This is a genomic window from Novipirellula aureliae, from assembly GCF_007860185.1.
GTDB classification, from domain to species: domain Bacteria; phylum Planctomycetota; class Planctomycetia; order Pirellulales; family Pirellulaceae; genus Novipirellula_A; species Novipirellula_A aureliae.
This window is the reverse complement of record NZ_SJPY01000003.1, coordinates 25,268-46,903: the sequence shown is the minus strand read 5'-3', so window position 1 is coordinate 46,903 and position 21,636 is coordinate 25,268. Positions and strand designations below refer to the sequence as shown.

Genomic DNA, 21,636 nt, shown 5'->3' with positions numbered 1-21,636 from the left:
CCTGAGATCAACACACGTGGCCCAGGCTTCTAGCCTGGGAGCAACACACGTGGCCCAGGCTTCCAGCCTGGGATCAGGATGCCCCCAGGCTAGAAGCCTGGGCCACACGGGAGCAACACACGTGGCCCAGGCTTCCAGCCTGGGATCAGGATGCCCCCAGGCTAGAAGCCTGGGCCACACGGGAGCAACACACGTGGCCCAGGCTTCCAGCCTGGGATCAGGATACCCCCAGGCTAGAAGCCTGGGCCACACGGGAGCAACACACGTGGCCCAGGCTTCCAGCCTGGGATCAGGATGCCCCCAGGCTAGAAGCCTGGGCCACACGGGAGCAACACACGTGGCCCAGGCTTCCAGCCTGGGATCAGGATGCCCCCAGGCTAGAAGCCTGGGCCACACGGGAGCAACACACGTGGCCCAGGCTTCCAGCCTGGGATCAGGATGCCCCCAGGCTAGAAGCCTGGGCCACACGGGAGCAACACTCGTGGCCCAGGCTTCCAGCCTGGGATCAGGATACCCCCAGGCTAGAAGCCTGGGCCACACGGGACCAACACTCGTGGCCCAGGCTTCCAGCCTGGGATCAGGATCCCCCCCAGGCTAGAAGCCTGGGCTACACGGGAGCAACACACGTGGCCCAGGCTTCCAGCCTGGGAGCAGGATGCCCCCAGGCTAGAAGCCTGGGCCACACGGGACCAACACACGTGGCCCAGGCTTCTAGCCTGGGATCAGGATACCCCCAGGCTAGAAGCCTGGGGCACAGGGGGGGCGACCGACTAGCCGTAGAATGAACCACAGCAGCACCGCGCCTACGATCAGACAAATCCAGGGTGATACTCCATAAGCCGCGGGGATGCAGCCCGCTACGATTGCGACACTGCCGACGATCAGTGCGTATGGCATTTGAGTGCGAACATGCTCGACATGATTGCACCCGCTGGCACGACTCGAGAGCACAGTGGTATCGGAGATCGGCGAACAATGATCTCCCAAAATCGCTCCGGCTAAAACCGCACCCGAGGTCGCCAAGCAGATCACGCCGGCAGGTCCAGCGACCGAGTCCATTTCAATCGACAGGGTAACGGCCAAAGGGGTCAGAATGGCCATCGTTCCCCAGCTCGTCCCGGTTGAAAACGCGACAAAGCCAGACAGTAGGAAAACGGTTGCCGGTAACCACTCCGGCGCGAGTCGATCGGACAAAATGCGTGACAGATAACCTCCCGTATCGAGAGCATCACTTTGAGTCATCGCCCCCAACGCCCACGCCAGCCAGAGGATTAACATCGCGGGCATCATCTGCAACGCGCCCCGCACCGTTCCCTCCAACATTCTAAAGTTGCTAGAGTTGGAGAGTAGGCGGTGCATCCACACCGCCATCACCAAACCCACAACGCCACCGAGGATCAACGCCAAGTAGGAATCGCCGCTGCCGATAATTTCAATCGCTGCTCGAAAAGAACTCATCTCGGGCGCGACTTCAGCTTCGCGTTTACCGGTGAAAACCAGCACCGACACAATTGCGGCGACGCAGCAAGCAATCGGCACGATGGCAGCCAACCAAAGTCGGCTCGGTAAATCGCTACCGGGATCGCTAAGGGAAGTTTCAGGCAAGACGTCCTCTTTCGAATCGATCGCATCGTTTTCAGCTTTTCGCATCGCCGAAAAATCACGGCCACTGATTGACACGTAAAACACCATCACAATCGCTAGCACCGGATAAAAGCGATAGGGGATCGACTCCAAGAACAATGAAAATGCGGCAGAGGAATCGTCGATACCCGCCGCCTTGAGCCCTTCGGCGATGTAGCTGATTTCGATCGCCGTCCACGTACTGATCACCGACAAACCGGCAACCGGTGCCGCGGTTGAGTCGACGAGATAGGCTAGCTTGGCACGCGAAATCTTGTAGCGATCGGCGGTCGATCGCATCGTCCCGCCAATCAGTAGTGTGTTGGCATAATCGTCGAAGAAGATAATCAAACCGCTGAGCGAGATCATCACCTTTGCACCACTGCGCGAGCGGATGCGTTTGGACAAATGATAAATTAACGAACGAATGCCGCCACCGATTTCCATGACGCCAACCATCGCTCCGAGCAGCAACGTAAAAGCAAGCGTCTTTAGATGGTCCGCATCACGAACCGAATCGACAAGCGACGTGAGAAACAGAATGAAACTGTCAAACCAACGTGAATCAGGCTTGCCGAGTGATAGCAGAATCGCGCCGACAAAGATGCCAGTCGCCAACGGCAGCAAAACCCTACGTGTTAGAATCGCTAAGACAATCGCGATCAATGGCGGCAGGATGCTCTCGAAACCGTACTGCATAGAGAAAGGACTCGGAAGGAAGGTAGACGAGATCAAAGGAGTCCTTATGACGCCGATCCGGCCTCAGCTATCGCCCTTGACGGACGCCGTCCCTAAAACAGGTGGCACTAAAAAGCAGTCATCGTCCCGTTGCGGAGCGTTTTGCAGGGCTTGCTCGTTCGTCAAACCAGCCACACGCTCATCGGCACGCCAACGGTTGTCGACGTCGAGAGCTGTCGTCATCGGTTCGACGTTCTCGGTATCGAGATCAGCTAACTGTTCGACGAAATCAAGAATCGACGCGACTTGTGGTCCGAGCGCAGTGACTTCCTCCTCGCTCAGTTCTAAGCGGGCGAGGAGGCCGAGTCGGCGGACTTCATCAGGTGAAAGTGCCATGAGCGGATCCGAATGACGTTATTTCTTCGAACCACTGACATCAAATGGCTTGACCTTGACCGTTTTGCGAACCGCACCACTGCGGATGCATTGCACGCATACTCGCATTGTCTTGTTGGTTCCGTTTGGCATCGTTACATGCACTTTTTGAAGGTTGGGAACGAATTTCCGGCGGGTGCAGCCAGTAATTTTCGTACCGACACCACCGAGGTATTTGGCCTTACCACGTGTTTCGATTCGGTTGCCCATTTGGACACCTTTACCGCAGGTTTCGCATTGCCGTGCCATTTTGATTCTCCGCCACTGATGTGGGTATAGCTGCTTAATCGGTACGCCCAGATCGATTCACGTTCGATTCCCGGGCATTCAATCCAGAGGTAATCTCCGAGTCAATCTCTGGGGTTGCTTTCATTCGAAGCGGCAATATAGCGATCGAATGGCTCGGCGTGAAGGACGAAAAGGGGGTCTGAGCACAGGTTCTTCAACGAAATTGTCGACTTTTTTAGGATTTGCTGATGTTTTTGCGTCGAAAAAGCCGATGCCCCTTACATCCTGCCTAATCGGCACAATTACACATCCACTCGAAGCGGTGACTTTTGTGATGCAACGACCCACGAATTTGGAACGTCTCAGCGGCCTGACGACGGTCATGTCAATGGCCATTTTGACGATCTTCGCCACTGGATGCACCTCCTTCAATCTGCCTGGCATCCATTTGCCAGGGGCCGGAACGTCGCCTGACGGAACAAAATATGTCTCCAATAGCACGGGCGCGGATTACAAGGGTTTCGATGAAACGATGACCGAAACGGTCTATCAACGCGTTCGCGAAGCAGCAGCGAATAATGCCATCGTTTTGCAAGTAGACGGAAATCGCGAAGAATCACGCGTCCTGCCGCTACCAGCGGACGGTCGCAGCGTGTTTGTTAGCAGCCTTTTGACGCAATCAGGTGTGGTCGAAGAAATCGGCGGCGTGAAAGTGGTACTATACCGCAGTTCACCGCAAACAATCGGCGGGGTGAAATTGGATGTGAAGATGTCCGAAGGTGGAAAGACGGTCCTCCCTGAATCCGATTACGCCCTGCACCCCGGCGACCGCATCTTTGTCGCGAAAAAGCCAATTGTGTTGATGGACGGCCTGTTGACTTCAGCGCTCGGACTGTAGGGACTGACGAGACTCAGGAAAACGGGATCTAACGTCGGACCGAGCCAATCGATGGACGCTACCAGAAGCGAAGCCATGATTGACTCTGCGGCCTCACGGGAGTGAAATCTCGATCACGGTCGAGTTTAAATCATATTGCAGCGATTTGCCTTGATCGTGCGACGTTACTGGGACTTTTCCGAGTTTCACTTTTTGCGAATCTTTGCCGACTTCATAGTAGAACGGTGTCTCATAACTGCCGATCGTTTGCGGCAGCGGCAGACCGACTTTTTTTAACTGCACGAGCGATTCAGGCCATTTGTCAGACTTCATCTGGTACTGTTTCACGGCGATCGCGGTGCGTGTAAATCGGCAATCGACTGCAGTAGAGAATAGCATCTGTGCTTCGGTCGATAGGTTGCTACCGATATTCGAGTCTAAATGACTGCTGGGCATACACGGCAACTTTAGCCATTGATCTAGCCAGAAAGCTGGGCCGCCTGGGGGGATGTTGTAAGGGTTCGTTAACCGAGAAACGAATAGCGCGTTGGCAGCATCACGAAACGCTGCGGTTCCTGGTTCCGCATCAAGCTCTTTCACGTCTACGTACTTCATGACCACATCAAGCGAATCGGAGGGTACCCAAGTCGAGCGATTGACATCTTGCAAACCGCCGTTGGTCCCGTTGCCGACCCGAGAAATTTGTGCGAACCGTTCGTGACGCCAAGGATTTTGCAACCAAGGAGAAACGATCAAAGCGTCAAGTGCGACGCGCCTTTCCCATATCCGCTGCCAATCATGCTCGGGTGTCAACAATTGTTGCAGCTCCACCAACTCTGCCTCGGACCAAATGCCATCGGAGAGCGAATTGCGAATGGCCATGTGGAGTTCGTAACTCGTGAAAAGGGGTTGCTCAATGGAGCGATTCGATTTTGGGCCCAACAGATCGAGATACAAGCGAATCGCGGAAATCGCACGCGACGTGTCTCCTTTGTAGTAAGCGTCGCGGATCTCGGGCCAAAGTACCGCCATCAACGGGGCAGGCATTTCAGCAATGGGAAACGGATTGGCAAACGATTCATAGAAGAGTGGATGCCAGACCGGTTCGTCGGGCATCGGTGTGGCCTTCAGCCGATCGACAACCGGCTTAGCCAAGGCGACCAGTCGCTCGTTCCTCGCTTCGTCGGGCCATGGTTGACCGGGCGGCACCAACGTATTTAATTGATAGCGGTACTCCCCAAAGACGTGGTTCGACAGATAGCTAACAGCCATCGAAGCGGTTTCCATTTTCCGCCACTCCAACGTCTCCGCTTTTGACGAGTGGGAATCATACCAAACCGCGAGCGCATCCGCTGCGGTCGCATCATCGAGTCCGGTCACCAAACGTAGACCGCGATCCAATTTCCGTTGGCTGCTCCAAGCCGTCAAGAGCGAGATTGCGAATAGGCTTGCTAGGATCGCAATTGGAACGCTGACCAACAGCAAATAGCGTTTGTCAAACCGGCTGGTCCTTTTCATTCTTTGCTCTCCTTCAAGGATTCCACCGTCGTTTCCCAAGGCATCGCGATGTACTGGGCTGGATAGATTTTCTCGCCTGGATAGCCTTGAATCAGCACCATCGTCATCATCGCTGGCAAACGACGCATGCGAGCGGAATAGGGCCCAATCTCGGCCGGAACAAGACTGGCGACTGTCGCGTCATGAAGGACTTCTTCCCACCAAGTCATAAGTCGATTTGGGTCGCGGGGTATTGGCCCCAACTCGCTTTGCCTCGTCGCCGCCAACGCCGCCGTCGCAATTTGTTCCACGCGGTAAGCCTCTGCATCGGACATCCAAACATATTTCTCGGTTAACTTCGCATCGATCAACTCCATCCCACCCAAATTCAACCCATTGATGCTCAGCAACTCATTGCCATCTCGATACACCCGTTTGAAGTTATCTTCCGCGGTATAGGGCCAAGTCGCCCAACTGGCCAAGATCGCAGTTCGGCGAACCCGGTTCCGCTCGCTACGACTGGGCAAGCGGTCAAGTGTTGTTTGGATGACGGCCTCGCTGCGATACGGCTTCATCGCTTCACTCGACAGCAAACTCGCCAGCCAAATCTCGGTGCGATCGGCTACTTCTTGGTCAAACCAACGGTGACTCCTGCGCAGTGACGCCACAAGCAGCGATGCGGTATCGATCCATGGAGCGAACTCGTCGAAGGCTTCAGTACCAGACGCGTTTTCAAATTTAACTTGCTCAAGCGTCGCCCAAATCAAAAATCCCTGCCACGCATTGGAGTCAATCTTCGCAGCCAACGACCGGTCATCGCGAAGTTGCTCAAGGTTTGTCAGTAAATCTTCTGGCTCGATCAAATCGGCTTGCATGAGCTGAGTCACCGTCTTCTTTTTAAACTCACTCGTGTACTCTAGCGGAACATCATTAAATTGTTCGGACTCGATCAATACATACGTCGGCGTTGATTCTGCGACCGACTTGCCTTCCCCGTCCCGAGCCTCGCGTTGCGAGATGGTGAACGCACCGACATCCTCATTGCCCCTGCCGATCAGGTGCCATTGGTCAATATAGATCGTGGCGATTGAGATCACCCCGAAGAGCATTAAAAACAATGGGACAATCAAATACTTCCCAGGCGAATCGCGGCGATCCATGTATCGCTGCATCATCGCCCATGTGCCCAACATCGGAACCAATGCAAACAGCAAGCTAAAAAAGACTTGCCACCTAACATCCGGCACGAAATGATAGAGGCGACTGTAGGTGGCTGAGATCGCAACGAGCGGAGCAATCATGAACGCGATCGTCGTTGTGCGGATCAGTTGCGATATCCACTGCGACACGGCATAGATTCCTGCACACGACAGTGTGACTTGCAACAGGCTAGGCCAATCAGAGGGCCTCGGTTGTTCATCGCTGCTGCTGAGGACATAGGTTGCATAAAAGGTATAGATAACGATTCCCGTTGCCACCACGGCGATCGGGACAGCATGACGAGCGATGTAAACCTTGGTCGGTGAAATGCCGCGGTCGGCCAAAAAACGCAGTTGCTCGGGAGTGCCTGCGAACTTAAAAACGGAAACGGCTAACCAACAAACCGCTAAGGGCATGCCGATGTGTCCTGCAAATGAAAACCAGAGGCCTCGATTCCAGGCGTTATTGCCGTCAAAAAAGACGCCAATCATTAATGCCAAGATAATCGGGAACAGAAACCAAGACGAGTGAATCGATTGCCACACGATCGCTGCGGTACCGCTGTGAAACGTCGGTGGCTCGGCAGCAACCCAGTGGGCTTGGAATCGCTTTAGCGGGCTAAGCGTCGTCGCCTCCGCAGGCGATAACACCTTTTCGGCTCGACGATAGCCAGCGAGAAAAGATACCGGTATCAGCAGTAGCGAAACGCCCAACCACACAAAGAACTCGGTTCCGGGATAGACCCGACCGCGGAGCGTGCCGAATTCAGAGATGGCTATCGATGCCAAAAAGGGAACGGTCGCCAAAGCCATCAGGGCAACGAGCGAAAAGAATTGATTCTTGACTCGCCAAGACGTATAGAAGCCAGCCAACATGACGAACAACGAATGAATGATCCACAATGGAAAACTGATTGGCGTTAGGTTTTGCGTGATTTGAGTCGTGTTGGTCAAACGCCACCGTGAGACGTTCGCGTCGCTACCGACCAACAACGTGACCGATAGGACCGCAATCAACCACATGATTGCTAATCCCACCACACCGACCGCGACTTTGGACAGAAACAATTGTCGCGGCGTGATCGGCAGCGACGATAACCAATCGATCGTCCGGTTCTCGCGTTCTTGACCGACCATCACCGCACCCACGCCCGTGGCAAAAATGCCGGGAAGAACGAGCAACGTCAACTCGATCGATACGTAGAATTGGGACGTTCGCAGTTCACTGTTCCAGTACTGAAATGCAACGATGATTCCGACGACAAGCAGTAGTGCGACGACCAATGGAATGACTTGGCAAACGTCTTTCCAGATTAGCCATGTGTTGAATCGACTCGGTCTTGAAGCAGCGGTGGTTGTACTCATGTTGCCACCTCCGCTGTCTCCGCCGACAAGCTCCCGGACGTGCAGGCAATAAAGACTTCTTCGAGTGTTGCCACGCGGTGACGAACATCGATGACGCCTGGTAATTCACGAATCGCTTGAATCATTTCAGGCGTCAGGTTTCGCACGATCCATTCGCGTTGGCGACCTTCGGTTTCTTCGCTCAACACGACCGCTGGCGATGGCAATGGCGGCATCGTCCGCAGAGGGTCTTCCACATCGATCACCACTTCGCTAAACGATTCGCGTAGTTCGCTCAGCGGTGCCACCAAGCAGACCCGCCCTTGGTGCATGATCCCCACTGTATCGGCCACACGTTCGACTTCGCTGATTTGGTGCGAAGCTAGAAAGACAGTCCGTCCGGTAGCCGCACGGTCGATCATGCTTTCCAAGAAACTACGCCGTACCTTCGGATCCAAGCCCGATGTTGGCTCGTCCATGATCAACAGCGTTGGATCGTGTGCGACTGCCAATGACAACGCCACCTTCGCTCGTTGCCCCTTACTCAGGCTGCGGATCTTCTGGTCAGGCCGGATGTCGTACTTTGCAATCGAATCGATGAAGTTTCTTCGATACGCATCATCATAGAACGATGCCGTAAAACCGCCGATTTGAGCAACGGTCATCCAGTCATAGAGGGCGGGCGAGTCAGACACGTAGCCAATTTGCCGACGCACTCCGCGAGGATCCCGAGTCGGATCGAGGTCACAAACCCGGCAGGAACCACGGGTGGGTTTCTGGTAGCCGGTCAGAATGCGGATCAGTGTCGTTTTTCCCGCACCGTTTTCGCCCAGAAGGGCGAAAACGGTTCCCGGTTCGATCGACAGATCGACACCGCGAAGGGCGTCACAGCGGCGGAAGTGCATCGTCAACGATTGGGCAGTGATTACGGGGTTCATGCTTTCTCCTTCGCCCTTGTCTTGTCGTCTGTGTCATCATCGATCCGAACCATCACCGTAGGATTGGTTTTGGTCAATTGTTTCAAGTGCTTGTCTACGATCGATTGGATCTTTTTCGCATTCAAGCCAGCGTGCCAAGATTCCGCGAGCGCTTCGCCAAGCCGTTCGCCAAGAACCTCTTCACGTTCGCGGCGACAAATCGCGACGGCATCATCGCGAATCACCATCCCGCGGCCGCGGAGCGTTTCGACCACGCCGTCGTTCTGTAGATCGGTAAAGGCGCGAGCGACGGTGTTGGGGTTGATCGCCAACTTGCGTGCCAATGTTCGAGCACTGGGCAAGAGCTGGCCAGGGCTGAGCGTCCCCGCAGCCACGGCGAATTTCACTTGACGAACGATCTGGGAATAGATCGCTACATCCGAGTGAACGTCGATCGATAAGAACATACCCACTACCTCCTGATGCACTACTCGGCACAGAAACTTAGTTACCTAGTAACATAGTACACCGGCCATTAAAGGTGTCAAGTGGGGGGCGGGTTTCGTAATCGTTAGGTTGACGTGCAAACCGGCTTCTAAGGCAATATTGCCGTTAGGAGTTACGATTGCAGCTTAACGTGATTGTAAACGTGGCCATGGTTTATTTCCCGTTTGCGTCGATATCGTCACAATCGGCCTGCTGATTTAATCGGTTTGACTCGACTTATTGTTTAACGCCAAGCCATAGGCGACCGCTTATGGAAAAGCTGACGCCTTCGGCTAAGCGTTAAACGATTAAATCAGCAGGCCGCAATCGTAAGGCTGGGAGTGGGGTACTCAAAATTTGTTTTTTTCGGTGCAAATCAGCAATGCATATTTCATTCTTGCTTAGTCGCGATAGCGACGACAGATAGTAGCTCCGGACGCGAGTCCGGGGACTGGATGAAGCCACAAGTCTTGAAGTCGCGAAGCGACGACAGGTTTTGAAAGTCAGACGAAATACGGAGTCATGGACATCTGCCGTCACTTTGCGACTCCCGACCTAACCGAATTTTGGAACCTGGGGCTTGCGTCCAAGGCTGGTGCCTGACGTCCCTATCGGGACTAAAACTTGCTCTATACCGATTGCTGACGAGCCCTGATTTTGAGCCCCCCCAGGCTTCTCTCGTTTCAGCAGCGATTGCTACGTCGACGGCGACTTTGGTGGATGCCTTTGATATCCGACACTAATCAAGTTTGAACGGATTCTCTGAATCCTCGAGTTGCTTGACGAATGCTTGGTCGGCCTCGCTAAGTTTTTCGAGTGGTACCGACAAAGTCCGTCCATCGGAGCGGCGCAAGTTGACGGTTCCATCCGCGGCGCTAAGGAACACCGCATCGGTCTTAAACCGACCAGTCGCATCGGACCAGGTACGCGACTCCGATTTGAGTGTATCGATGTTCGCTGGCTTGTCGGGCTGATCCAACTCGGGTGGCGCCAGTTGAATATTCCGCCGGGCAACTGCGACGGCACCGTCTTCTTTGCCCCAGGTCAGAAAGGCGAGTTCGACTTGGCCATCGGGAAGCAGCTTTTTCACCTTTGCGGCACGCCAGAACGAGCCGTAGCGTGGTTTTTGCGCTTGCACCAGTTGGCCCACAAAGAGGGGCGTGATCGATTCGACGACCAGACCGGTGGAACTCAGCACTCCGGGACCTTGATAGGCTTTGGCGAGTTTCTTTTTTAGGGCATAGCTTGGTGACCATTTGACCAAGGCTTTTTGTGCCGCCGCGGACACCGCTTTGTCTGGGTTATCGATATGTTGCTCGATCGCTGCTGCCATTTCGGGATCGGGATCTTCGGGTGACTTGGCGGCCAGTTGGCCAAGCGTTGTCTGAATGTTCTTGGCATCGCGACCAGAAAGTGAGGCTAGCGCATCGCGTTTTTCCTGTGGTGTCAGTGGTGCTTTGGCCAACGCCAGCTTTTCGGCAGCCGCTTTTGCCATTGCATCCGCCTTCGCTTTCGCAGCGGCTTCCATCTCGGCAATCTTCTCGGCAGAGATACGGTCGTATTTGATCGAGATCGGTAAGACGACGGAAGAATTGCCTGATTTGATCGTCAGTTCGATATTCATGTCAAAGGCATGAGGCACATTTTCCTTCCGGTCGAACGTCCAAGTACCGTTGCCGGTCATATCGAATGCGGGATTGTCGCCTGTTTGTGGGGTTGTCAGTCGATAGGACTTCTTGATCACGACCAGATCCCCGTTTTCGCTTTGGATCGTATAGTTGGCGACCTCGCCCGCCGCTTGGACGTTACGATCCTGGTTTCCGCCGAACGGTCCGCCGGGGCCAAATGGTCCGAACCGGTTGCGGCGATCCTCGTTCGTTTCTGAAATTGACACGCCGTTATCGATCGTCCACTCTCGCCGCTCATCCCTCGGCAAGCGTTCAAAGGGCATTAGCGACACATTTCCCAACAGGTAGGGAAGCTGAGAATCACCTTGCATGGCCAAAGTTTCGCCAGAGGGCGTGATCGTAATCTTGTTAGTGGTTTGTGTCTTCCCCGCGAAGGTTGGACGTGAAAAGGGACTGGGGATTGAGGGTGGCCCAGGGAAGCCGCGCCGACCGAACGGTCCGCCGCGATTGCTTTGTTTCATCTTTTTTGATTCATTCAGCCCACCACGATAGGTAACAATCGCCTGCTCGGCGTTCACGGTATTGACCGTATAGTGCGTGATCCCTTTGTAGGTGATGGTTTCGTCATCCATCTCTACGGTGACTTCAAATTGGTAGGAGAACCTCTGTCCGTTCTTCCATTGGTAGCCCAACGAAGCCGCACGAGCACTGACCGAGCAGGTGCAGCAAACGATTGCTCCCATTGCAAAAACTCCTAAATGTTTCAAATTCACCATCCCAGAATATCCTTTCCAAACAAAGAAAACAAAATCGACCAGCTAACAGCATTCTACACGCTTTGGCATGAGTCTTCGCGCGCATGCGAAAGAAGACTCGAGAGTGAGACTCCGGCCGCCTTTCACGGCCTACTCCTACCGCATGCTTGATTCACTACCGTTGAATGAGTCAAAAAATGGGGTAAATGGCTCTTTCGCCTGACTCATTCTCTAGACCATTTTGCAAAAAGCCGTAGGCTGCGTGTTTCGTGGCTGTGGCTTCTAGCCACAGCGTTCTTCTCAACTGGGGCTGGAAGCCCCAGCCACGTCAAAAATCAAAATGCACTAGCTCGAACCCAGCGTCCTTTCGGCTCTGCTCAGCGCGTTGAAAGTAGCGTTGGGCCTGCTCGGACTCGCCGATTGATTCATGCATCGCGGACAAGTTGAATGTCGCTGCCAAATGCTTTGGCTCGAGCTCCAAAACTTGCTCGAAATGGTCGATCGCTTTGCGCGATTGTTGCTGATTCGCGGCGATCACACCAAGATTCAACAGCGCACCCAAGTGATTGTGAGCCATGAAGGAAGTAGGGTTCTTTCAATGTTAGAAAATTTAGCAAGATGACGAGCAAGCTACTCCATCGTCCGCCGACGACCGATCTTTCTGACATGGTTCCTCAACGTTTTTAGTGCCAGCGAAATCTGGTTGGAATCGTCGCACAACCCATCTCTCGCCCCACCTCCGTAACGTATTTGTTGGAATGCATCGGTCAGCAACTCCAGCGACCCTTCGATCGGCTGCATATCATCGGAACCGTCTCTTCGATGAGCCGATGGATGAAAGGACCTGAGGCGAGCTGCGGCCATTTCGGCAAACTCGCCTGGCGTTTGTGCCGGTCCGCGTTCAATCCCGACTTTGGCAAGACAATCGGTTGCGTCGGCATAGAACTTGACCCTTGATCGACTTGCCAGAGCAGCGTTCTGTTTTTTTCTTCTCGCTCTTGGTGTGATTGCGAATCGGCCGATGACAGCCACGGCTAACGTCATCCCAACGCCAAGGATCGCCGCAGGCCATGAAAAGCGTTGCTTGTTCGCAAACGCCCCACCACCAAGATCGCCAGCTCGAATATTGGCCATCGTTGTTTCGAACCACCAAGCCAAATTATTTCTCGATTCGGCGATTTGACTAATCGACGCCTCGCCCGACTCCATCCCTTGGCTAGCTTTCTTTTCCGGGCTAACGTCGACAACGTAGCCCTTCCATAACGTTTTCGCGAATTCGAAAACATCCCCAGCCGAGGTCTTGGCCACGCTGATATCACTTGAACCCGGTGTCGGGTCCAACCGGTACCAGTATTGATCGGATATCGGTTGCCCATAAACAACCGACTCGATGTCTTGCTTGTCAATGAGTGCCTCGACCCATGCGTGGGCGTGCGATTGACGAGCCAGATAGTAGGACCCCATTTCGTTATAGTCATTGGTGTAGTAGCCGACCACCAATCGTGCAGGGATGCCTTGGCTTCGCAACATCATCGCAAGTGCCGAAGCGTAGTATTGACAATGACCTGTACGATCCGTTGCCACAAACTGCTCAATCGGATCGACACCCGATTGAGGTGTCGAATTCAGGTTCAAAGAGTATTGAAATCGGTTCGCACTCGAAAAAAAACTTTCAAGCTGTTGTGCAATCGAGTAAGGATTTCGATCCGCTTCGGGAATGTTTGCCACGATCGAGTCCGCTATCCGCTTGATCGTTGGCATTGATTTGGCATCGAACACCAAAAGATCTTGAACGTAATTTTCAATGATTTCATCTTGTTTTCGCTTGTGCAGCTGCTCGAGTTGGAAATATTCCTCTTCACTCAGAGGGAAATCCTCCGCGTAGGCCTCCAAATCGAGCGGGTGGTAGACCAATTTCAACCTTTCGTCCTCAGCAAAGCGAGCAACGAACCGAGTTTGATACCCCTGATGAAATGCATTGGTGCCAAACACATACTTTAAGGGGGGAAAACCATTTTGGTCATCATGCCAACGTAGCAGGGTCCAGCGATCGAGTTGGTGAAAAATAGGCTGACCCTGTTCCACTTCGAAATAGGGCGCGATTGCGAACAAAGCCGCACTCTGACTCGCTTCGCAATCCACTTTCGCGTCCACGACATCGTAAAAAAGATAGTCGCTCTGCCGAGCCGAATTGAACTCGGCAGGAAACCGATGCGACCCATTCACAGGACCAGCCAAGATCGAAGACCATTCCGATTTGGGACGCTCAATATCGACCCGCGACCGATACGTTTCGAGCACACGCCCGCGAAGATAGATGCCACCATTGGCCGTATAAGGTTCTCCCGTGATTCGATTCGTCAACCAAATATGCAATGCGGCATCGTTGGATTGCAACATCTGTCCAAACTGCTCGAGCCGAACGACGTCGCTAAAACCGACGATCGCATTTCCGCGACTATCCATCTGCGCCGCATCGGTTGTCCTTGGAATAGCATAAAAAAAGGTTCCACCAATCAAAAGTGTTGCCGGGATCAGCATTAGCAGTACCGACATTCGAGCCATTTGGATCGTGATCGGCGCCTCTTCGGTTTCGATCGCCTTCGCAGCCGACAAGATCGTTAGCCCCCAGGCGGAAAAGATTCCGATCGGGATCAAAAGAATACCAAAGCTTATTGTATTGTTAAAAACGGCTGCGACGACGAGCTCCAACAAACAAAACACGCACAGTTGCTCGCAGACCCGCCGCGTCTTGGATTGCAACATCAAGATCGCTTGAACAAGCACAAGCAACTGCGATACAGCGACCAAGTGACTGCTTGCGGTATGCTGAAGACTCAGCGAGATACCAAATCGACTATCTGGATTGAAGTAGAGAAAATCGCTGACGCAGTAGAAGGCCGATCCGATCATGGCGAGATAGGCCAACATGGGTGGCAGCGAAAAAAACTCCAACCAATCGACGAAAAGGTAGCCGAAGACCGCAAAGAAGATCGCAATCAGGGCGAACGAGTGCGTTTCACCATCACCCGCTAAAACCAGTCCGCCCAACAACGACAGAAGCGCAAAAATCAGCCGCACTCGCTTATCAACCAGTAACTCTTCGGAGCGTTTGGACTCATCAAGCTTCGGCTTCGCCTCGATCGATTTCGGCTCTCGCGCCATCTGTGGTTTTCGATCGACAAGCTTCGCGAGACGTGTCTGCAATCCGTGCCGAAACGATTCGATTTGCTGACCCATCGACGACTGGACTTTTGGCTTCGATCGGTCGGTTGGAAAGCGGTTAGACATGGCGTTCGGCTTCCACAATTCGTGTTTCTTGATCCGATACATTAATCCAACGTAGCATTCCATGGCTTATCCAGCGATGGAGCTGTTCGCGGGACGCTGGACCGATGGACTCAAATGCCGCCTCTTGTGCGCGGGGACTGACGACAACAATGTTTCTAATCTTTCCCCTTTTTGCTGCATCCTCCATCGCGTCGATTAAACGAGGCGAATCCGATGGTTGTATCTTAGCCAATATTTGGAGCAAGTGTTTCTGATTTTTTATCGCTCCATTCGAAAGAGCCGAAACGAATGTTTTTCCGCTGGCTGCTAGAACGACCCGATTCGAGTTTTCCGAGGTGAGTTGCATGATCATGGTTGCAACGACGCTAATCGCCGTCTCCACGTTTGAATCATCCTCTGCCTCGGACTCCCAATAGGCATCCAAAAGCAAGCATAGGTCATACCGCCTTGGTCGATCATACTGACAAACCACCGGTTCATTCATGCGAGCGGTCGTACGCCAATGAATCCAGCGTAATTTGTCGCCGTTTCGCCATTCTCGGAGCCCAAAAAAGACGCCCTCACCACGACCACCTCGGTGCGTCGCTGAATGGGAACCGCCGCGCTGACGGGCCAATACGTGCTGCCACCCACGCCGTAGCGGTACCAATCTCGGATAGACGAGAATCGTTTCCCGTTCTCGGTTGCCGACATGACACACCATCAAATCAAGCGGGAATGTCGTTGTGACCGCCATCGGCCCAAAGGCCCATTCACCACGACCTAGCGGGCTAAATGGATAAGAATGCGTCTGCGTTTCCATTCGTCGCAGTTTTCCGATACTGAGATGGGAATGCAATAACGTCAATCGCTGGTCCGAATGCTCGGTCACCGTCGCATTGGTTTGCCCTTTGCCGACCGCGACGGCGCGGTCCTCAAGACGCAGCATCGAAAACGTCAACCATCGATCATGGTTGCCAACCGTGTACTCGACCCGGAAGGGTTCGCCTGCAAACAATTCACTTGGCAATTTTCGAGTGATTGACAAACGGATCGATGCCGCTCGTGACCATCGCCATTGCATCAGTACCGCACCAACCAAAATCCCGGCGATCACCAACAGCAGATTAAATCCTCGCAGCGCACCACCAAACATTGCAAAACAGGCGACAAATAGAAAGTGTGCTCCAAGGCGAGTCAGCCGGATCTTCCGCTCGCAAACACGCGAGGTTGACGATTTCACTTGCGGACCTTTTCACGTTGGAACAATGACCTTTTCCAATATCTCGGCAATCTGTTTTTCAACAGCTTGCCGACTCGCACCTTGAAACACCCCGTCGTGGACCACTCGGTGTGACAACGTTGCGACCGCCAACGCTTTGATATCATCGGGGGTGACAAAATCACGCGATTGCGAAACCGCCCGCGCCTGGCAACCTCGATAGAAACTCAGCGCTCCACGAGTGCTGACGCCAAATTCAAATCCAGGATGGTTTCGCGTGGCATCGACAACATCGAGTAGGTAATCAACTAAGCTCGCATCGAATCGGGTATCGCGGACGACCGATTGTGCGTGGATAATCGAGTCGATGGTGGCGACCGCCTCGAGTCGATCGACCGGTTCACCACTGCGGTGAGTTGACAATACTTGCTGTTCCCATCTGCGATCGGGATAGCCCAACGAAGTTCGCAGCAAAAATCGATCCAGTTGACTTTCCGGCAACGCGTAGGTGCCCTCGAATTCAAATGGGTTTTGCGTCGCGACAACGATAAAGGGTTTGGGCAACGGATGAGTCGTTCCATCCACCGAAACGCTGCCTTCGCTCATCGCCTCAAGCAGCGCAGACTGCGTACGCGGCGGTGCTCGATTGATTTCATCCGCCAAAACCACGTTGGCAAAAATCGGGCCAGGGCAGAACTCGAACTCCTGCCGATCACTCCGATAAATCATGCTGCCGGTAATGTCCGACGGCAACAAATCGGGAGTGAATTGCAGCCGCGAAAATTTCCCATCGAGCGAATGGGCAAGCGCCTTGGCCGCCAACGTTTTACCAACGCCAGGCACGTCTTCGAGCAAAATATGCTCCCCCGCTAACATCGCAACGACCAACATCTCGACCACTTCGTTTTTACCAAAGAGGACCGTTTCGATGTTTTCACGTAGGCGACGGGAGGTTTGAAATGCGTCTCGAGTCATCTGCCTTACTCGGCGATCGGCATGCCGACCAATTGCTTCGCATTTGCCAATTCACGAATGTCCTCGGTAATCTTCATCGAGCAATACTTCGGTCCACACATACTGCAAAAATGAGCACTCTTGAACGTGTCCTGTGGCAGCGTTTCATCATGGTATCGCTTTGCCGTTTCCGGGTCGAGCGATAGTCGGAACTGCTCGTTCCAATCAAATTCGAAACGGGCTTTGGATAACGCATTGTCGCGGTCTTGAGACCCGGATCGTCCACGCGCAACATCGGCGGAATGCGCCGAAATCTTGTAAGCGATCACACCCTGCTTCACATCTTCTTCATTGGGTAATCCAAGATGCTCTTTCGGGGTCACGTAACACAACATGGCTGCACCGTACATGCCCGCCATCGCCGCACCAATTGCACTGGTGATATGGTCGTAACCTGGCGCAATGTCGGTTACCAAAGGTCCAAGCACATAAAACGGAGCACCGTTGCAAATTTCGATCTGCTTTTCAACGTTCATTTGAATCTGGTCCATCGGGATGTGACCGGGACCTTCCACCATGACCTGAGTTCCGTTTTCTTGACCACGCCGCGTCAATTCACCGAGTACGTCAAGCTCAGCAAACTGTGCCGCGTCGGAGGCATCGGCGATCGAACCTGGACGTAGCCCATCGCCGAGTGACCATGTCACGTCGTACGCCTTCATAATATCGCAAAGATCATCGAAGGCATCGTATAGGGGATTTTGCTTATTGTGTGCCATCATCCATTTTGCGATCAACGATCCACCACGGCTGACGATCCCGGTGACACGATTGACCGTCAAATGCAAATGCTCGAGCAAAACGCCACAGTGGACCGTCATATAATCCACTCCCTGCTTGGCTTGATGTTCGCACATGTCCAAGAAGTGCTGGGCGGTCATATCTTCGATATTCCCGCCGAGCTCTTCGAGCATCTGGTAGATCGGTACCGTCCCGATCGGCACGGGGCTCTTCTCAATTATCTGACGACGGATTTCGTCAATGTTTTTGCCTGTCGACAAATCCATGACGGTATCGGCACCAAAGTGCACCGCAGCGTGCAGTTTCTGAAGCTCTTCCCCTGGATTACTGGTAACCGCACTGTTGCCGATATTGGCATTGATTTTGCACTTCGAAGCGATGCCGATACACATGGGCTCAAGAGCCCCTGCCGCATGGACTTTGTTTGCCGGAATCACCATCCGTCCTGCAGCAACTTCATCACGAATCAATTCGGCGGAAAGATTTTCTCGTTTGGCACAAAACTCCATTTCAGGAGTGATTTCGCCCGCCCGGGCCGCCAATATTTGTGTCTTGCTCATCTACGTTTTACTCCATCGCGCATCCCCTACGTAAACGACGCGAGGATGTCTAAGTGAAATCGGATCCAGTGAAAACACGTTATACGCTCAAAACGCGCTTGCGAGTAGGTGCGAAGGAACACTTAAACGAACGAGGGAGGACGATGGGAAGAAGAATCCAATCGGTAGAGGGAGTCCGCCTGAAAATCCAGTACGAACGACACACCAGCAATCGCGTGCTCATAGCCCGCGTTTCGACTCTCCGTTGCTTTATCCGTCGTTATCTCGAAACGTATGGTTTCCCGGCGTTTGTCGCTCTGCGCTCCGCGCGGAATGCGCCGTCGGCCTGCTGATCGAAAGTCGGGCCGGGCCAATCAATGGACGCTACCCGCTCGGAAAGCTGAGCAATGTTTCGCCGAAAACGCCTAAAGAATGTCGAAGAAGACTTTCGAAGGCCTTCGAATCGTCTAGCGGACGACGATCAAAATCGAAGCGGGTACATCGTCGGATGGAGAGGTTGACGCGGAACCGACGCTACTGACCACGCCCATTCGCGCGGTGTTACGATCAAGTCCCGCGAACGCTCGATTGCTCAAGTGACTCGCCAATGTCCGATTGCCTCGCTGCCCTGCATCCAATTGCCACGAGCTACTTTCCGATTGAATCGTCGTTGGATCGACCGCTCGTATCGAGTTCACCAACCGGACCAACGGCGTCTCGGTCGCTAGACTCATCCGTACCGAATCAACCCCTTTGTCGTCAGCAACCAAGTGATTGATGAAGCGATCAAGCTTCTTCATCGGAGCTTGTAGATACAAGACGGACGCTGACGGCAATTCGTCTGCTGGCAATTGAGTGCTTTGTTTCGCAAAGCGAACAACGTCCTCGTCAATCGCCTTACGGCTTACCGCCTCGATTCCTCCTAACTCCATAGCCTGCGAAACAGCGTCGCTATCGACTCCAGACATCGTTAGACGAACTTCAAGCACTAAAATTGCCGACACCGGAACGACCGACTTCGCCCTCGCTGCCAACGGGGTGGATTGCCGAATCGCCTCTGATTGCCGCGTCGCCTCTGATTGCGAAGCCGCTACCGAGGCTGACGCAATTGCGTTTCCATCAGGAATTGCCGGGCCTGATTCCATCGACCGATCGGTTTGCAGCGGTTGGGTAGAGTCGCTCGAAGAAGCGAGCGCCGTTGGATCAGCCGACTCGCTGGACGCTTCCATATCTCGATCGGCGGCAACGTCAACCGATGTCGCTAGGCTGGCGGGGTCCAATAGCGTATTGGATAAGTCACCATTTGGCTGCGACGGTATCGATGGTGGTCGCTGGGCAACCGTCTCCGGGTCTGCAGTACCACGGACCGCAACGACAGCGATCGCAATCGATGCCGCAAGGGCCGCAACCGCGGTAGCGACTTTCGCATAGGACCGCGAGCGAGAGGGGTGAGTGATCGGCTGTTCGGCCAACCGCATGACCGGATGCTCATCGGCAAGCCCTTCACGTCGAGCCCGTTCTACCGTCGCTTCGATCACCGACGAAGCAAAATGATCTGGCAATTTGTATTCAGAATCCATGCCGTGAATTTGCCGCAGCGCTGCTCGATTGGTTCGCATCTCTTCGAGCTGGGCACGCATTGAAGAATCGCCCGCAAGCATCTGTTCGACGCGAGTGCGTTCGTCGGGGCTAAGCACGTCATCCATGTACGCACTCAGCATCGATTCGAGAAGTTCTTTGGGCACTGACATGATTGACTGGCCGTTTTGACGTTATCCCCGCCAGGGAAGCTTTTTAAGTTTTAGTATCCATTGGGAACGCAAGCAATGCGTTCCGTTTACGGTCGGATGCCTTGATAACATAAAAAGTTCCATCACCACCACGAATTTGGCGTCCGATTTGCGACAAAACCGCAAGAAAAACAAACCTAGACAGTGAACACCCGTATCTGTCTAAGCTAAGCGTCCCACGTTTCTCACTAGCCGCCTATTACCAACGCTGGATTCCACTCCGCGTAAGCTCGCCTCTAATTCGCGTAAACTCGCCTCTAATTGTCGTTCCCAGCCAGCCCTAGCTTTGCCAACCATTTTCGTGAATGGCCGTCCGCTTGCTCGGCTTGCCGAATGTCATGACGCATGTGTTCGAGTTGTTCTTCAAGTTCGGCAGTCCGCTTGATCAACTCTTGACGCTCGCGTGACAGTTTGGCTCTTTCCAGGGATGCTTCAATCTCCGTTTGACGGAATTTTTCTTCCCACTCGACTTGGAGTTCCTGCAAACGATAGCGTTCTTCTTGAATCAGCTCATCGCTATCGACCATACTGGCGATTGCCGCAGCGCCAATCGCCATCCCCTCTTGGCTCTGCTCGGGTCGTTGTTCAAGTAAATGGTTGAGCTCGCGAATCTCTCTTTCGCGGCGAGCAAGGTCTCGGTTGAGACGATCGAGTTCTTGGTTCAGCTCGTCAACATAAGAGATTGGATCGAGCGTAGCGGCCGATTCGTCCAATGGCTCCGCTGATTCCTCTTCCGTTAAATGTTTTTGAATTGTATTGGTAATGAAGGCCTCGGCATCGAACGAATCCTCTTCCATTTGGCGAAATATCAATTGTTTTCGCTCTTCCCAGGAAAGCGATTCACTACGGAGCGAGTTTGCACTCTTGATCGACCGCTGAACATTTGCGTCCGCAACCTTGCTCGCCAATTCCTCATTTTGGCGACGAAGCTCGGAATTGTCACATTCAAGCTCTTCGTTCTGAGATTCGAGCTCTTCGATTCTTTGCCGAAGGGATTCAAATTCGCACTCGATCAACTCTAGCTGGCCACTTGTTTCTACCTGGCCACTTGTTTCAAGGTCAAGCGTTGTTGCCAAATCGGCGGGATCGGAATCGGCGGGCTCTGAATCGGCGGGCTCTGAATCGGCGGGGTTTGAATCGGCGAGGACAGAATCGGCGAGGTTTGGGGGCGTGTCGGCTTGGACAGCCGAATCGAGGACTTGTCGAAGATCCGAAAACTCGGCGACCAATTGCAACAATAATTCCGAATTTCCCGTCACCGCTTCAAAGAGCAATTCCGTCGCATCGGCAGTTGCATCGATGTTGCGAATTCGGTTTTTTTGTGACTTCCGGGACATTTCGATCAATTTATTGATTGGGTAACCACTCGAACCTCATACCGCTTGACCGCCTG

16 protein-coding genes are annotated in these 21,636 nt (G+C 53.6%); 1 reads left to right on the top strand and 15 read right to left on the bottom strand.

The window, feature by feature from the left end; genetic code table 11:
• Positions 1-738: 738 nt before the first annotated feature.
• The 3 genes from Q31b_RS09535 to rpmB form a co-directional block, all read right to left on the bottom strand.
• Entirely contained in the window at positions 739-2,322 is a 1,584-nt protein-coding gene (locus Q31b_RS09535) for a Na+/H+ antiporter NhaC family protein (protein WP_146599478.1), read from the bottom strand.
• 63 nt (positions 2,323-2,385) lie between these two features.
• Positions 2,386-2,697, bottom strand: a complete 312-nt coding sequence (gene gatC / locus Q31b_RS09530; protein WP_146599477.1) for an Asp-tRNA(Asn)/Glu-tRNA(Gln) amidotransferase subunit GatC — start codon at positions 2,695-2,697, stop codon at positions 2,386-2,388.
• Positions 2,698-2,715: 18 nt separating this feature from the next.
• Positions 2,716-2,985, bottom strand: a complete 270-nt coding sequence (gene rpmB, locus Q31b_RS09525) for a 50S ribosomal protein L28 (protein ID WP_146599476.1) — start codon at positions 2,983-2,985, stop codon at positions 2,716-2,718.
• A gap of 313 nt (positions 2,986-3,298) precedes the next feature.
• Between rpmB and Q31b_RS09520 the strand changes: the two genes are divergently transcribed.
• The gene (locus Q31b_RS09520) at positions 3,299-3,862 is read left to right on the top strand and encodes a hypothetical protein (RefSeq protein ID WP_146599475.1); all 564 of its coding nucleotides are present in this window, start codon (positions 3,299-3,301) and stop codon (positions 3,860-3,862) included.
• Positions 3,863-3,955: 93 nt separating this feature from the next.
• Here the strand turns inward: Q31b_RS09520 and Q31b_RS09515 are convergent, their stop codons facing one another.
• The 12 genes from Q31b_RS09515 to Q31b_RS09460 all read right to left on the bottom strand — a co-directional run bounded on the left by Q31b_RS09515 (position 3,956) and on the right by Q31b_RS09460 (position 21,580).
• Positions 3,956-5,359, bottom strand: a complete 1,404-nt coding sequence (locus Q31b_RS09515; protein ID WP_146599474.1) for a hypothetical protein — start codon at positions 5,357-5,359, stop codon at positions 3,956-3,958.
• Positions 5,356-7,902, bottom strand: coding sequence for an ABC transporter permease (locus tag Q31b_RS09510; RefSeq protein WP_146599473.1), 2,547 nt, complete (start codon positions 7,900-7,902; stop codon positions 5,356-5,358). The genes Q31b_RS09515 and Q31b_RS09510 overlap by 4 nt, the downstream gene beginning before the upstream one ends.
• A complete protein-coding gene (locus tag Q31b_RS09505) occupies positions 7,899-8,819 on the bottom strand; it encodes an ABC transporter ATP-binding protein (RefSeq protein WP_146599472.1) in 921 nt (306 codons plus the stop codon). The genes Q31b_RS09510 and Q31b_RS09505 overlap by 4 nt, the downstream gene beginning before the upstream one ends.
• Positions 8,816-9,265, bottom strand: a complete 450-nt coding sequence (locus Q31b_RS09500; RefSeq protein ID WP_146599471.1) for a GntR family transcriptional regulator — start codon at positions 9,263-9,265, stop codon at positions 8,816-8,818. The genes Q31b_RS09505 and Q31b_RS09500 overlap by 4 nt, the downstream gene beginning before the upstream one ends.
• Before the next feature lie 758 nt (positions 9,266-10,023).
• Positions 10,024-11,688: an SHD1 domain-containing protein gene (locus Q31b_RS09495; protein WP_146599470.1), complete on the bottom strand. Its 1,665-nt coding sequence runs from the start codon at positions 11,686-11,688 to the stop codon at positions 10,024-10,026.
• A gap of 307 nt (positions 11,689-11,995) precedes the next feature.
• A complete protein-coding gene (locus Q31b_RS09490) occupies positions 11,996-12,244 on the bottom strand; it encodes a tetratricopeptide repeat protein (RefSeq protein ID WP_146599469.1) in 249 nt (82 codons plus the stop codon).
• A gap of 53 nt (positions 12,245-12,297) precedes the next feature.
• On the bottom strand, positions 12,298-14,958 hold the full coding sequence (locus tag Q31b_RS09485; RefSeq protein ID WP_197171279.1) for a transglutaminase TgpA family protein: 2,661 nt from the start codon (positions 14,956-14,958) through the stop codon (positions 12,298-12,300).
• Positions 14,951-16,180 carry a DUF58 domain-containing protein gene (locus tag Q31b_RS09480; protein WP_146599467.1) on the bottom strand — a complete coding sequence of 410 codons (1,230 nt, stop codon included), beginning with the start codon at positions 16,178-16,180 and terminating at the stop codon, positions 14,951-14,953. The genes Q31b_RS09485 and Q31b_RS09480 overlap by 8 nt, the downstream gene beginning before the upstream one ends.
• Positions 16,181-16,192: 12 nt before the next feature.
• Positions 16,193-17,089: an AAA family ATPase gene (locus tag Q31b_RS09475; RefSeq protein WP_146599958.1), complete on the bottom strand. Its 897-nt coding sequence runs from the start codon at positions 17,087-17,089 to the stop codon at positions 16,193-16,195.
• A 50-nt stretch (positions 17,090-17,139) separates the two neighbouring features.
• Positions 17,140-18,474 (bottom strand): phosphomethylpyrimidine synthase ThiC, encoded by a 1,335-nt coding sequence (thiC, locus tag Q31b_RS09470; protein WP_146599466.1) that lies wholly within the window; start codon positions 18,472-18,474, stop codon positions 17,140-17,142.
• A gap of 446 nt (positions 18,475-18,920) precedes the next feature.
• The gene (locus Q31b_RS09465; RefSeq protein ID WP_146599465.1) at positions 18,921-20,204 is read right to left on the bottom strand and encodes an anti-sigma factor family protein; all 1,284 of its coding nucleotides are present in this window, start codon (positions 20,202-20,204) and stop codon (positions 18,921-18,923) included.
• 296 nt (positions 20,205-20,500) lie between these two features.
• Positions 20,501-21,580 carry a hypothetical protein gene (locus tag Q31b_RS09460; RefSeq protein ID WP_146599464.1) on the bottom strand — a complete coding sequence of 360 codons (1,080 nt, stop codon included), beginning with the start codon at positions 21,578-21,580 and terminating at the stop codon, positions 20,501-20,503.
• Positions 21,581-21,636 lie beyond the last annotated feature (56 nt).